This is a genomic window from Dokdonia sinensis, assembly GCF_003688895.1.
Classification (GTDB): domain Bacteria; phylum Bacteroidota; class Bacteroidia; order Flavobacteriales; family Flavobacteriaceae; genus Dokdonia; species Dokdonia sinensis.
Genome location: NZ_REFV01000009.1, coordinates 1 through 13,989, shown reverse-complemented (window position 1 = coordinate 13,989; position 13,989 = coordinate 1). Strand labels below are relative to the sequence as shown.

The 13,989-nt window shown below is 41.3% G+C and carries 11 protein-coding genes; 1 reads left to right on the top strand and 10 read right to left on the bottom strand.

The features are described 5' to 3' along the window. Nucleotides 1-3 precede the first annotated feature (3 nt). From EAX61_RS10005 to EAX61_RS09975, 7 genes are read right to left on the bottom strand one after another with little or no spacing between them, the layout of a single operon-like run. Nucleotides 4-621 (bottom strand): class I SAM-dependent methyltransferase, encoded by a 618-nt coding sequence (locus EAX61_RS10005; RefSeq protein WP_121917555.1) that lies wholly within the window; start codon nucleotides 619-621, stop codon nucleotides 4-6. A 1-nt stretch (nucleotide 622) separates the two neighbouring features. Continuing rightward, entirely contained in the window at nucleotides 623-1,666 is a 1,044-nt protein-coding gene (locus EAX61_RS10000) for a GDP-L-fucose synthase family protein (protein WP_121917554.1), read from the bottom strand. 2 nt (nucleotides 1,667-1,668) lie between these two features. Further along, nucleotides 1,669-2,787, bottom strand: a complete 1,119-nt coding sequence (gene gmd / locus EAX61_RS09995) for a GDP-mannose 4,6-dehydratase (protein WP_121917553.1) — start codon at nucleotides 2,785-2,787, stop codon at nucleotides 1,669-1,671. 31 nt (nucleotides 2,788-2,818) lie between these two features. After that, nucleotides 2,819-3,820, bottom strand: coding sequence for a YveK family protein (locus EAX61_RS09990; RefSeq protein WP_121917552.1), 1,002 nt, complete (start codon nucleotides 3,818-3,820; stop codon nucleotides 2,819-2,821). A gap of 18 nt (nucleotides 3,821-3,838) precedes the next feature. Further along, complete coding sequence (locus EAX61_RS09985; protein ID WP_121917657.1) at nucleotides 3,839-5,527, bottom strand: DUF6909 family protein; 1,689 nt, start codon at nucleotides 5,525-5,527, stop codon at nucleotides 3,839-3,841. A gap of 18 nt (nucleotides 5,528-5,545) precedes the next feature. Then, a complete protein-coding gene (locus tag EAX61_RS09980) occupies nucleotides 5,546-7,033 on the bottom strand; it encodes a GH3 auxin-responsive promoter family protein (protein ID WP_121917551.1) in 1,488 nt (495 codons plus the stop codon). Next, nucleotides 7,033-7,902, bottom strand: coding sequence for a M23 family metallopeptidase (locus EAX61_RS09975; protein ID WP_121917550.1), 870 nt, complete (start codon nucleotides 7,900-7,902; stop codon nucleotides 7,033-7,035). Before EAX61_RS09975 ends, EAX61_RS09980 begins: the two co-directional genes overlap by 1 nt. Nucleotides 7,903-7,997: 95 nt before the next feature. Between EAX61_RS09975 and EAX61_RS09970 the strand changes: the two genes are divergently transcribed. Further along, nucleotides 7,998-8,192, top strand: coding sequence for a Sec-independent protein translocase subunit TatA/TatB (locus EAX61_RS09970; RefSeq protein ID WP_121917549.1), 195 nt, complete (start codon nucleotides 7,998-8,000; stop codon nucleotides 8,190-8,192). 79 nt (nucleotides 8,193-8,271) lie between these two features. Here EAX61_RS09970 and EAX61_RS09965 read toward each other — a convergent pair whose 3' ends face one another. From EAX61_RS09965 to EAX61_RS09955, 3 genes are all read right to left on the bottom strand, one after another. Further along, nucleotides 8,272-9,261: a DUF4837 family protein gene (locus tag EAX61_RS09965; RefSeq protein WP_121917548.1), complete on the bottom strand. Its 990-nt coding sequence runs from the start codon at nucleotides 9,259-9,261 to the stop codon at nucleotides 8,272-8,274. Nucleotides 9,262-9,266: 5 nt separating this feature from the next. After that, a complete protein-coding gene (locus tag EAX61_RS09960; RefSeq protein ID WP_121917547.1) occupies nucleotides 9,267-10,859 on the bottom strand; it encodes a LysM peptidoglycan-binding domain-containing protein in 1,593 nt (530 codons plus the stop codon). Nucleotides 10,860-11,014: 155 nt separating this feature from the next. Then, nucleotides 11,015-13,989, bottom strand: a 2,975-nt coding sequence (locus tag EAX61_RS09955; RefSeq protein ID WP_121917546.1) for a T9SS type A sorting domain-containing protein, incomplete at its 5' end; no start/stop codon positions are given.

The window sequence follows — 13,989 nt, the reverse complement described above, 5'->3', positions numbered from 1 at the left end:
AAATTACTTTTTTATAAAAATTGCCGTGTCCGAAACACCGTTAGAAGTCCATATCATACGCCAGGCTTTAATTCGGTTTTGAAAATTTTTCCAATTATCTGTCATATTAGAGGCGGTATCTCCGACAGCATATGGTGCGACGGTGGTGTGAGCGAGATATCTTTGAGAATCATCTAAGAGTAACACTCCTCCCACTTTTAATTTATCTATAGCCTCTAAAGCGAGAATATCGCGATGTTTTCCATCAACAACAATGAAGTCTAGAGAGTTCTTCTCAAAATCATTCATTACCTTACAATAATCAGATTGCTCTGGCTGGCCTTGTGCAGATTTAAAAAGATAATCGACATTGTTCAAGCCTAGTGTTTCAAATTGCTTTTTTACCGCGTTGTACCATCCTTCGTGGTCTTCTACACTTGTAAGGTGTTTCATTCTTTTAGCATACCAGGCTGTGCTCTTTCCAGAACCAAACTCAACTCCCACGTCTTCTTTTGTGAGCATCTCATCGAGAATAGCAATGGCCTCAGGAGTAATCCAAGGGAGGTCCTTATGTCGTTTTTCAAAAAAGAAATTGCGCATTCTATTTACGATATATCGTGGTGTCCAGATTTTTGGATTCATACTATTGTGCTAAGTACCAAGTGTACAATTTATCAACCCCTTCCTCTAGTGAAACTTTGTGCTTCCAGCCTAAACTATGCAATTTTGATACGTCTGTGAGCTTGCGCATCGTTCCGTCGGGTTTTGAAGTGTTGAATGTTAATTCTCCTGTATATCCCACGGTATTTTTTATAAGCAATGCGAGCGATTTTATAGAGGTATCTTCACCCGTTCCTATATTAATGTGCGTGTTTCGTATTTCAGACAATCCTTCGGCTACGTCTTTAAAGTTTCTATTTTCCAATAGGAAAACACAGGCTTCGGCCATATCACGGCTCCATAAAAATTCTCTTTTGGGAGCGCCACTCCCCCATATTTCTACAGAAGATTTTGTGATGCCGTATTGATGTAATATTTTTTCCGCTTTCGCGAAAGCGGTAACCCCAAGATCCTCCATAACCGCATCAGTATCTCCCGCAGCATAAAGCTTTGCAAGGTGCATCTTGCGTATAAGTGCAGGCAATACGTGCGATTTTTCCAGATCAAAATTATCATTATACCCATAAAGATTTGTAGGCATCACCGAAAGGAAGTTTGTCCCGTACTGAATGTTATAACTCTCACACATCTTGATACCTGCAATCTTTGCAATGGCATATGGCTCATTGGTATATTCTAGCGTGTCTGTGAGTAAGCTATTTTCTGGCATAGGCTGTGGCGCCAGTTTTGGGTAGATGCAGGTGCTCCCCAAGAACATTAATTTCTTCACGCCGTGTACATAACTCTGATGTATCACGTTGTTCTGGATCATAAGATTCTCGTATATAAAATCTGCTCGATAGGTGTTGTTTGCCACAATTCCCCCCACTTTTGCAGCAGCGAGAAAGACATATTCTGGCTTTTCTTTAGTAAAAAATGTAGCAACAGCCTCTGTATCTTTTAGATCGAGCTCCTTATGTGTTCTAAAAACAAGGTTGTCGTACCCTTTTGCCTTGAGTGTTTCCACAATGGCACTTCCTACAAGGCCACGGTGGCCTGCGATATAAATTTTGGAAGTTTTTTCCATTATTACTCGAAGTAATTTAGTGTAGTATATCCCCCCTCACGCAAGTAAGTATCCTTTTGCATAAGTTTAATGTCGCTTTGCATCATATCGTTTACAAGAGCTTCAAGGCTATATTCTGGTTTCCAACCTAGTTTAGTATACGCTTTTGTAGCGTCACCTATAAGTAAATCTACTTCTGTAGGTCTAAAATATTTTTTATCTACCGCAACGACTTCTTGTCCTATGCTCACAGGAAACTTTTCATTTGAAGATGCTGTTACAATTCCCACCTCATCTACTCCTATTCCCTTAAATTCCAAAGTAACACCGATGTGTGCAAAAGCCATTTGTACAAATTCCCTTACTGGAGTTGTTTTTCCTGTGGCAATTACCCAATCCTCAGCCTCATCTGCCTGAAGAATCATCCACATCATTTTTACGTAGTCCTTTGCGTGACCCCAATCGCGTTTTGCATCTAGGTTCCCCAAGTATATTTTATCCTGAAGGCCAAGTCCTATGCGGGCTGTTGCTCTGGTGATTTTCCGGGTTACAAACGTTTCCCCACGTATAGGAGACTCGTGATTGAATAGAATCCCATTACAAGCAAACATATCGTAGGCCTCTCTGTAATTTACCGTTGCCCAGTATGCATACATTTTTGCTACCGCATAAGGACTGCGAGGGTAAAATGGAGTTTTCTCAGTTTGTGGTACCTCTTGTACTTTTCCATATAACTCTGAGGTAGAGGCTTGATAGATTCTTGTTTTCTTTTCAAGACCCAACGCTCTCACGGCTTCTAGCAGTCGTAGCGCACCTATTCCATCTACATTTGCCACATACTCTGGCATCTCAAAAGAAACCTGAACGTGGCTCATCGCTCCAAGATTATATATTTCATCGGGTTGCACCTCCTGAATGATCCTAAGAAGATTTGTACTGTCTGACAAATCTCCATAATGAAGGAAAAATGCTTGATTATCTACGTGAGGATCTTGATATAAGTGATCGATACGATCTGTATTAAAAAGGGATGATCTACGTTTAATACCGTGAACTTCGTACCCTTTCTTGAGCAAGAATTCGCTTAGATAAGCGCCATCTTGCCCTGTTACTCCTGTTATAAGTGCTACTTTCTTTCCCATATCATTTGCTTATTGCAGCAGGATGCAATTCTTAGTCTAATAAATTTTGTTTCTCTACTTCTTTACGAAGTGTAACGTACGTGTATCGTATTCCTGCAAACAACAAGAAGAGGAACACGAGAATTATAGGATAAATAATTTCTTTACGGTCACTCAGGGATTCTTCTGCCGCTGTCTGGATGTCACTTACAACTACGGCAGCGTCCGTGAGCATAATGAGCTCGTTTTTAATCTCTTCGTTTTCAATCGCAATTTGTTTTTTCAGATCAAAAATACCGTTGATGTTTATATTGTTCTGATTATTGAAATAGGACAATTTACTCACATCATCTCTAGTGATTTTTGCTTCGACAGCATAGTTTGCAGCAATCTCATCTATCTGCTTTATTGTAGATTCATTTATGCGGACAAGGTCTTGCATATTTTTAGTAATCTCATTTTTGAGAGACTGCATTAATGGCTGTTCATTAATGTAGCGCATTAAGTTGTTGATCTTATCCTTATCCTCTTCCCCTTTAAGACGGATTGTTAATTTGTGATACTTGTAGTTAGAATAAAATCGTTCTGATGCAAACAATTCTGTCTCTTCCTCTACAGATAGTTCTTTGATTATCGTTCCAAGAGTACGTTCAGAAACTCTCATCTCTTCCATAAGCGTTACGACATCTATAACTGGAGCAATCTGAACTTTTTTAATACCGGGATACTCAGGATCGAGTCCTACTTTATTCATAAACTCAACGTCGTCCTCTTTTAGATTAAGATTAAATTGCTTTACCGCATTATAAACATATGGCTGAGTATTGAAATTTGTTTGTATAATCAATGTCGAGTTATACTTAGGCTCTCCTTTTAAAAAGTATCCTAGAGCCGCTCCGCCTACGATTAAAAGCAAAATAATCCACCAAAACTTCAAAAGGAAATCCACCGCTCTAAAACATAGCGCTAGTACGTTGTAAAATGCTCTTTTTATCAGCGTGAAGATGTCTGTCAGGTCCATTTCATCTGCCTGCGACGATTGCTGTGTACTCATATTGGGATGGTTATTAGTTTATGATTTAAATATTTGTTCTAGTATCTTTTCTGTAATGAGATATGTAGGCTTTACGCCAGTGGTTCCTAGTCCTCCAGAAGCTAGTGTGCTTCCTGTCTCCAAAGGGTTATCGCTTGCATAATATGCATAACGTACTTTTACATCATCTTGTATACTCCCTCTTAACTTTGCGGCTGCCTGTATCGCTTTTTGATAGTGCGCACCTTCCATTTCCAGTCCTATGACGTTCCACGTACTATCATAAAAGAACTTGAGAATATCCCGATTTTGCAATGAAGTTCCTAAAACAGAAACCATTGCGCCTTCAAATACTTTAAGGCCGTGACCTTCCAAGTCTTCTTTCTTAAGCTCATTATCAAACGGGTAATTATCTGCTGTTCCTTCAAATAAATGGGCAGAAGGTATCATAATATCGCCTTTCCCTCCTTCCAGAATCCCTGCTTTTCCCATTATGGAAACAGAATCTACATCTAGATATGTTGTCTCGTCTCCCTCAACAAAGGGTTTAAGCAACTCTTCCATAGTTTCATAGGCCTGCTCGCCAAAGGCGTAGTCCATAACTAAGATGACAGGAGTGCTTCCGGGTTGCGTGCTATCGTGACAAAAATCATTCTCAGCAACAGCGAGCTTACACATGTCAAATATTTGTACATTAATATTTGTCCCACTTCTATCTGCTAGATAAGTCATCCCATTTTGTAGGGCAACTTTCTCAACTTTAGTTCTCAATTTTCCATTTGCACTATTACTGAGCGCCTCATAAATCTCAAGTTTTGACTTATTCTTGAGTTCCGTTTTGAGTGCTTTAGGGGCATACAGCGTGTTCATCACGCTATGCATATTTGCACTTATGATATGAATAGGACGGTGAAGTAAGTTATTTTCCTTAAGCGCTGTTTTAATATCATATGCCCATACTTCCCCGTGTATGTGGTGGCCTAAGCGTTCTCTTAAAACGGGAGTAAAAGTCACAACACGCTTTTCATCTAAAACATCTTCTGCAATAGCAAGCTTTCCTAACCAATATATAAGCTGCAGAAATCGCTTATTGTTTCCTGGTACGTTAAAGAGTGGAGCGATTTTGTTCACCTCGGCAAAGGTGCGTCCCAAAATATTTGCTGTATGTGTTATGGCTATTTCCCGTTCTTTTGGGTCGAGATCTTCGTCACTTAAAACCGCACGCTCCAGCTTTTGCCAGTCTCTTACGGTGTGTCCTTCTTCATTTATGACCACACGTTTCATAATTTTGTGTGACTCCACAAAAAGGAAGGTAAGGTGCGTCAGGATATCATATATTTCTGAGCGTCCGCGTGTGATTTCAATATTCATTTGCTCGTTATCTATACGATAACAGTTGCGACGACGCTTTGGCGGGATAATAGGTTCAAAATGGCTGTCTTTATAGCCCTCATCACTCGTAAGGTTAATGTAGCGACATTCCTCTATGCCCAGCGGAAGTCTATCTATTACATAAAGAAGTCCGTTGAGTTCGACTTTTTCTTCGGCTATAGAGCCATAAATTTCTGGTCTGAGAATGAAGAGTGCCTCGCGCAGTGTTTCTCCAGAAACACCCATAGGCTTATAGAATCCCCTGTTAAAGAGGTGGCGCATCGTAATATACATACGCTCGATTGCGCTGCTGCTCTCTTGTGCACGTGTGCGCCCTTGTGTTTTTAATATACCCATATTAAAGGGCAAAGGTACTTAAATTAATGGTAATTGGTCGGCTAGCTTTCGGTCGTTTGCCAGTCTTGGGATTTTGTTTTGCCCGCCCAGCTTTCCTTGGGACTTCATGTAGTCGTTAAAACCTCCTTTGGCAACTTTAGAAATGCGCAATGGCTGCAAGACTTTCCCTGTGATTAAATCTTTGTAGTAAGAGTTCTGAGCTTGTAATGAGGCGTCTAACGCTTTCGCGAAAGCGGTCAAATCTCCACCTGCTACTTCAAACTCAATAAACCACTCGTGGTAAGGCAGTCCATCGCTTGGGGTGATTTGGGGGGCAACGGTAAACTCGTGTATTCTAATGTCCGTTCCCGCTGAAGCTTCGAGCATTGCCTGCTCCACTTCCTTGCCAATCACATGTTCTCCAAACGCCGAAATAAAGTGCTTAATCCTACCAGAAACTACAACTCGATATGGCGATGTGCTCGTAAACATTACGGTGTCGCCCACATTGTAGCCCCAGAGTCCTGCGTTTGTAGAGATAATCATCACATAATTTACGCCCTTCTCTACTAGACCTATGGTCAGGCGCTTCGGTTTTTCGTCAAAAAACTCATCGGCCTTTATAAATTCATAAAAAATGCCGTTGTCCAGCAGCAGCAACATTCCTTCCTCCGTCTGCGTATCCTGAAAAGCAAAGAAGCCCTCGCTCGCAGGAAAAAGCTCAATACTATCCACCCGACGACCTATAAGATCTTCAAACTTGGCACGGTACGGCTCATAGTTTACTCCTCCATAAATAAAGAGATTAAAGTTTTTAAAGAGTTCGCCCACGGGTTTTCCACTTTTTGCCTTCAAGCGTTCAAAATACATTTGCACCCACGGAGGAATACCAGAAATGAGACGCATATCTTTATCTATGGTCTCGGCTATAATTGCGTCTACCTTTGTTTCCCAATCCTCTATGCAGTTTGTTTCCCAGCTAGGCATTCTGTTTTTCTGGAGGTAGTTAGGGACATAATGTGCCACAATTCCAGAAAGACGTCCCAGTTTAATTCCGTTTTGTTCGGTCATTTCTGGGCTTCCTTGAAGAAATATCATCTTTCCATTTACGAAGTCTGCTTTTCCCGTTTCGGCAATATAACAGAGCATTGCATTGCGAGCGGCCGTGGTGTGCGTGGGCATACTTTCCTTTGTAAGCGGGATGTATTTTGAACCAGATGTTGTTCCAGAGGTTTTAGCAAAATAAAGTGGTTTTCCTGGCCACAATACGTTTTCTTCTCCTTCGACCACACGGTCTACGTAGGGTCTTATCGCCTCATAATCGCGTATAGGAACATACTTTACAAAATCATCGTGACAGGCAATATCGTCAAAGGCGTGGTCTTCACCAAAAGCCGTATCCTGAGCCGTCGCAATGAGCTCTTGAAACACCTTTTCTTGAGTATCAATAGGGTTTGCAGCCCATAGATCGATTTTCTTCCTGATGGATTTGGCAAAAATTTTGGCAGCAAAGGATTTGAGTGACATCAGTTAAAATCTATAAAGTTTGCTGGATTAATGGGGTAGCCATTACTCCACAGTTCAAAATGCAGGTGTGGTCCCGTTGTAAGTTCCCCAGTATTTCCCACGGTGGCAATAACTTCACCTGCTTGTACTAGTTCTCCCTGGTCTTTATTAAGGCTAGCGTTGTGTTTGTATACGGTTAACATATTATTCGCGTGCTCTATGATGATCACGTGTCCTGTCGCTGCAGTCCATTCGGCAAAAATTACAGTGCCATCGCCAGCTGCCTTTACCGGAGTATCTTTCTCGGCAACGATATCAATGGCATAATGTCTTATCTCGCTATTATAACCAGAAGATATCGTTCCTTTTACTGGAGGAAAGAGGGCAAAATCAGCTTCGGCAGTTGCAGTCTTAAAAAGGTTGTATTTATCTTCTTTTTCTACCATTACACGTAAAAGGGAATCTTCTTTTGATGCTGTTAAGTCTAATTGTGAAGGGTTGATAATACTATCATCTTGTATAGAATCCTGTAAAAAATCTTCAGCCGTTATGGTGCCCGAAAGCACTCGCTGAATATTTGAATAATATTGATTCCTCACTCGAAGTGCGTTTTCTAGAGAGTCTGTCTTTACAAGCAATTCACGAGCATTTTTCTTAAGCGTAGCGCTAGAATATCCTGGTATGTATTCCCTTAGAGGTGTCAAGGCAATAAGCAACGTTGTCAAAGTAATTAGCACTATTGCCGATATTCCAACTAAAATAAAAACATTAAGACGTGTTAGTTTAAAAGAGATGCGCTCCTCAAAGGTATCTTCATTAAGAATTACTAGCCTGTACTTGTGTAGTAGCTTCTTTGCTATGGCCTTTTTCTTTTCCTTTCTTGCCGTCATAGAGGTACAAATATAGTGGGTATAATGCTAAAATTGATTCATTAACGCCCGTTGCGTTCATTTCTTATTATCTTTGTATCACTAAATTAAAACAGATGGCTTTTTTAGGAATATTTTTAGGAATGGTAGGTCCCTGGCAAATAGGGCTTATTGTAGTTGTAATTCTTTTACTTTTTGGAGGTAAGAAAATCCCAGAGATGATGCGCGGTTTAGGCGGTGGTATCAAGGAGTTTAAAAAAGCTTCGCAAGACGATGACGACGATAAAGACAAAAAGAAGGTTACTGATTAATTTATAATCGGTTGGTATAAATTAAAGGCCCCGACACAGTTGTGTCGGGGCCTTTAATTTATAGATATTATTTTACACGTTATTCCAAGTTTGCCGTGAGCAGTATTGCTTCAAGTTCTGTCATATTATCACGCTTATCTATAGACGGAGAAAAGATAAATCCTTCTATAATTACATAACGATTGTTTTCCTCATCTCTTATCGCATAGTTTATAAACGGTCCAGCCAGAAAGTCGGTGTCTACCTCCCAAAGACCTCGTGTTTCCCAAGCAGGCTTGCCATCGATTTCTGTTTTATTAAGATAGGGTGCAAAGTCTCTTTGAGTTATAAATCTTCCATCATCTACCGGGATCTTGCGTCCCGCAACAGAGTCCCTCATCCTAATGATACGAGCAATAGTATTTGTGTCCTGATCTATAGTTTTTAACGGAACTTCATACACAAGGATGTTCATGTCACCATTTTTCAAGTCTTTGCGCATCCAGAAAAAATTATCCTCCTTTGCCGCATAGCGATACGCTGTTGGGAATTTAAGTGACAGCCCAAAAACGGAGTTTAATGAATCTGTTGCTTTAAGAGATTTTGAAATTTGGTTGCGTCTATGACTAATCTCGCGAGCTTTAAGCTCGTTTATAATCTTAGAGCCGTTCTCGCTTATTAGGGATGCCACTTCTGCATCGTCCTTTCCAGTTACTACAGCAATAGTTTGTGGCGTTGCATAAAAATCATTTTTAAACACAACTCCCGTAGAGTCGCCTTGCTGTATGTACAAAATAAGTCTATTCTCTCTAGGGAATCCTTTAAATGATTCGTGGTTGAGTTGTTTTAGTGTAAAAATAGGCTCGTCTACCGGAAGTCCTAGCGTGGGTTGAGCTAGTACGGTCCTGATACTATCGCCTACGGCACCTTTCCAAGCATCATTCTCAACCACAACATTTATAGTGTTCATCCTACCGCTTGAAAGCTTTCTCGCAGTAGTTCTCTTCTTCTCGCCCTCGCTGCAGGCTGTTATTAAGAATACTAATATAAAAGCAACGCTTAATTGCTTAAAAAAAGGATGATAGATCATAATGGTTATTTTGATACCACCAGGGTCATTCCCGGCTTAAGTTTGGTGCTACTAATATCGTTCCAAACTTTAATATTGTCAACTGAAACGCCAGGAAATTTATTGGCTATTTTCCACAAGGAATCTCCTTGCTGCACAATGTATGTTTTCTTTCCTGCCGTATTGACTTTAGTCTTAGGCTTAGCACTTGCTGTTGTTACAGGCTTTCTGGGATAAATGGTAAGTCGCTGTCCTATCTTTAGATTATTAGATCGTAGGCCATTCCATTTTTTAATTTGGCTTACCCGCACGCCATACTTATTAGCAATTTTGCCTAGAAAATCTCCGCTGCGCACTCGGTATCTTATTTGACTTTTAGCGTCAAAAAGTTGAGGCAATGGTTTTTCTCTTTTGTCTAATTCCGCTTTTGCAAAGGCGTAAATAGCCTCCTCATTATTTACAAACTTCCCGCTAACCTCCGTAGGCAGCCGCAGGTAATATTCCTTGTTTTTTATGACAGGAATAATATCAAGTTTGTATGACGGGTTAAGGAACTGAACTTCCTCCATAGGCACTCCCGTTACCTCTGAGACTTGATCCAGCGTGATCATTTGCTTTATCTGAATAGTGTCTGTTGCAAAGTAATTTACTGGCGGCTTCTCGGGGCGGTAGCCGTGCTCGTCTGCATATTCAAAAAGGTACATCGTGGCAAGAAATGCAGGTACATAACCAGCAGTCTCCCGCGGAAGGTTAGACCGTATATTCCAGTAGTTTTGATATCCGCCAGATCTTCTTATGGCCTTAGACACGTTCCCTGGGCCCGAATTGTAAGATGCCAATGCAAGATCCCAATCGCCAAACATTTTATAGAGCCTAGCAAGATACTGACACGCGGCTTCTGTAGATTTTATGGGATCCATACGCTCGTCCACATAGCTATTTACGTCGAGATCGTACATTTTTCCAGTTGCAAACATAAATTGCCATAGTCCTGTTGCTCCTACTCTAGACTTAGCCTTAGGCCGTAAAGCAGACTCTACAATAGCAAGATATTTCATCTCTAGAGGAATATCGTATTTATCCAGCGTTGCCTCAAACATCGGGAAGTAAAACTCACTTACTGCCATAAGACGTTCCATCGTGGGTTTATGGCGTTTTAAATATAGCCGAATCACACTTTCTAAAGAAGGATTGTATGCTACATTAAACGGCGTACGAGCATTCAGTCGCTCTAAACGCATTTTAAGCGTGTCTGTGGGCAGATCTACTATCACTTCCTCTACATAGTTCAGGTTATGCACCATGTTGTTTATAGAGTCAAATAAATCATACCTGGCGAGCTCCCGGCGCCATATAGAATCTATGCGTTGCGCCACGGGTTCATCATCCAGCTTAAACAAGATAGAGTCCTTAACTGAGGTCTCTAATAATGTTTTGGGTAACTCGTTAGAAAATGTTGTTGTGGTTATGGAATCTATAACAGTAATGGTGTCTCTTGTGAGCTGTTTCTCTACAGGGTTTGTTTCCTTGTAGGTTTCGTAGGAAAGGGTGTCTTGCGCTTTCGCGAAAGCGTAACCTCCAAAAATAAAAATGAGACTAAGTAAATAACGTAATTGCATACTTTTTCAAACGGCTAGTTCGTAAAAATCGTATTTAACCTGCCTACTTGCAAGCAATCGATGTTAATATTGATTATAGCCGAAAATTATGGTAAAAAAAGAAGCGCCTCCCAAATGAATGGGAAGCGCTTCACAGGTAAGGGGGAATATGTTCCCTATCTCTTAACGATCAAGCGTTTTGTAGCGCTTGCGTTCTCCGTCTGAATTTGTACAATGTACGTTCCTACACTCATTCTTGATACATCAAGAGTCGTGCTCTGAACCTCCATTACCTTCTGTCCTAGCATATTGAAAACAGCTACTGTAGCTCCTTCTAATCCTGTTCCAGAAATTGTAACCTCTCCGTTTGCAGGGTTAGGGTACATTGTGAATGCAATGTTTGCAACATCTGCAACACTAAGCGTCTCATCTACCGTGATCACAAACTCACAAGTAGTTGTGTTTCCAGCATCGTCTGTCGCAGTAAGTGTCACTGTCTGTACATCTCCATCGTTTATTACTGTTCCAGCCGCTGGCTCTTGAGTAATCTCAAGGTCTGTATCACAATTGTCTGCAAACAAGCCTGAGTAGTCTTCTATTACATACGTTCCATCCTCTTCTGGTGATACTGCAAAGTCTGCAGGACAATCTATAGTAGGTAGGGTCGTGTCTGTAATCGTTACATTGAAACTGTATGTAACAATAGTTCCAGCTGCGTTTTCAACTTCAAAAGTGTTTGTCGTAACTCCCACAGGGAATGCAGATCCGCTAGCAAGACCAGCAGTCTGTGTTACTGTAAAGGTATCTCCAGCATCACAATCGTTTACAGGCACTATCTCTCCATAGGAAACAATGGTCTCACAATTTTCATCTTGAGATCCAGTACCCGTAAAGATATCTACAGGTCCAGTTACTGAGAAGTTATCCTCAAAGTCAAACTGGTCTATAATACCATCCTGATCACAATCTTCTTTTCCTGCATCTGTAACACCGTCACTTGGATCGTCATCTGCATCTGCCTGATCGTTGATACCATCCATATCGACATCATCTCCGTTAGGTACTGATCCGTCTCCAGCTGGGTCAACATCTGCTCCGTCAGGAATTCCATCCATGTCTGTATCTGGATTGTTAGGATCTGGATCTACACAGTCTGCAAGTCCATCCATATCCACATCTACTGGTGTAGACATATCATCTAAAGGATCACTACCACATTCTGTCTCATAAATATCTGGATATCCATCTCCATCAGAATCACTAAAAGGATCATTAGGATCTACGTCATCCACATCTGGCACACCGTCTCCATCATCGTCGTCATCATCAGTAATTGTAACCGTGTCTGTAGTCATAGCTCCCAGAGAAACATTCAAGTTGTCTGTTCCTGTAAGGGTAAGCTCTATCGTCTCATCTTCATCGATAATCAGGTCATCGATTACTGTGATGTCGATAGTTGCTGTAGTGTTACCAGCCATAACGGTTACCGATGTCCCGATAGGGTCATAATCTGTTCCCTCTGTAGCAGTTCCCATAACGTCAAAGTTTACAACCGTATCACTTCCTACCGGAGCAGATAGTGTTACTGTAAACTGTCCGTCAGTTCCATCTTCAGTGGCAGTTGCAACTGTTGCCGCAATCTCTGCCGTAGCAAGATCGTTATTTACGATAGTCATTGTAGCATTAGCAGGTGTTCCTACTGTTACGTCTGCATTGTCCGTCATATCCAGTGTCGCTATTACCGTTTCATCTCCTTCTACAAGTATATCATCTTCGACCGTTATATCAATTGTAGCTGTCGTATTTCCAGCTGTGATGGTCACTTGTCCCATTCCAACATCAGAGTAATCATCTGGATCTATGGCATCTCCCGTAAGCGTGTAGTCTATGACTACGTTAGCACTTGCTTCTGCACTCATTGTTACCGTAAATGTTCTGGCTGCAACTGCCTCATCTTGATCTGCATCGGCAACGATAGTAACCTCGGCTACGTCTTCATCTACAATGGTATGAGTAACTAAGTCACCAAAAGTTACAATATCTGGATTATCAGATCCCGTAGCAATCATTAAAATAGTCTCGTCCCCTTCTACAATCATATCATCTAGCACCATAATATCTAGCGTAGCTGTTGTTTGCCCCGCTAAGACAGTTACAGTCAAAGGAATTGTATAATCAACGTTTTGCGTAGCAGTACCTCCACCCACAAATATATCTACCTCTGTATCTGTAGATGATGGGTTCGTCAAGGTAATTATTGCTGTTCCGTTTGTTGCTGGCTCTGCACTATCTGTTTCGTTTGCAAATAGTATTACTGACGTATCAGTGTCAAGGATAGTCATCGTTGCAGGTGTTGTGTCTCCTGTTACATTGACATTATCTGTCATCGCTGTTAGTGTTGCGATAATCGTTTCATCTTCCTCAACAATCATATCGTCTATAACTGCAATATCGATCGTAGCCGTTGTATTTCCAGCGTCTATAGTAACTTGACCTGCTACCATCGTATCATCAGTATAATCAATCGTATTTGTCGCTGTACCTGTTAGTGTGTAACTTACAACTACGTCAACGTCTGCGACAGCATCCATCTGGACAGTAAAGATTCTATCTTCAACAGATTCGTTTTGATCCATATCAGCAGCAACCGTAACGGTCGCCATATCGTCATTCGTAATACCTGCCGTTGCAGTATCCGTAATGTCTACCATTAGCGTCGTAGCTGCAAGGTTGTTCATTGAGATTGCAACATCCTCGTCTGCCTCTACTTTCGTATCAACAGTAGGTGAGAATGTGAAGGTCTGTGTCTCACCAGCTGTACCCGCAAACGTAAGTGTTTCAGATACAATCGCCGTGTAGTCCATATCTGCAGTTGTCGCAGTACCATCGGCTGTATTCACATCTACCGTGAACCCGCCGTCAACAGCATTGTCGAGCGTAGCAGTAAAGGTAAGATCACCGTCGTCCTCGTTACCAGATACATCCTCGATCGTAACCGTTGCCATATCATCATTCGTAATACCTGCCGTTGCAGTATCCGTAATGTCTACCATTAGCGTCGTAGCTGCAAGGTTGTTCATTGAGATTGCAACATCCTCGTCTGCCTCTACTTTCGTATCAACAGTAGGTGAGAATGTGAAGGTCTGTGTCT

What these genes read in the sequence shown, in the direction of transcription:
- EAX61_RS10005 (WP_121917555.1), bottom strand. Translation starts at nt 621, where the DNA reads ATGAATCCAAAAATCTGGACACCACGATATATCGTAAATAGAATGCGC.
- EAX61_RS10000 (WP_121917554.1), bottom strand. Translation starts at nt 1,666, where the DNA reads ATGGAAAAAACTTCCAAAATTTATATCGCAGGCCACCGTGGCCTTGTA.
- gmd (WP_121917553.1), bottom strand. Translation starts at nt 2,787, where the DNA reads ATGGGAAAGAAAGTAGCACTTATAACAGGAGTAACAGGGCAAGATGGC.
- EAX61_RS09990 (WP_121917552.1), bottom strand. Translation starts at nt 3,820, where the DNA reads ATGAGTACACAGCAATCGTCGCAGGCAGATGAAATGGACCTGACAGAC.
- EAX61_RS09985 (WP_121917657.1), bottom strand. Translation starts at nt 5,527, where the DNA reads ATGGGTATATTAAAAACACAAGGGCGCACACGTGCACAAGAGAGCAGC.
- EAX61_RS09980 (WP_121917551.1), bottom strand. Translation starts at nt 7,033, where the DNA reads ATGTCACTCAAATCCTTTGCTGCCAAAATTTTTGCCAAATCCATCAGG.
- EAX61_RS09975 (WP_121917550.1), bottom strand. Translation starts at nt 7,902, where the DNA reads ATGACGGCAAGAAAGGAAAAGAAAAAGGCCATAGCAAAGAAGCTACTA.
- EAX61_RS09970 (WP_121917549.1), top strand. Translation starts at nt 7,998, where the DNA reads ATGGCTTTTTTAGGAATATTTTTAGGAATGGTAGGTCCCTGGCAAATA.
- EAX61_RS09965 (WP_121917548.1), bottom strand. Translation starts at nt 9,261, where the DNA reads ATGATCTATCATCCTTTTTTTAAGCAATTAAGCGTTGCTTTTATATTA.
- EAX61_RS09960 (WP_121917547.1), bottom strand. Translation starts at nt 10,859, where the DNA reads ATGCAATTACGTTATTTACTTAGTCTCATTTTTATTTTTGGAGGTTAC.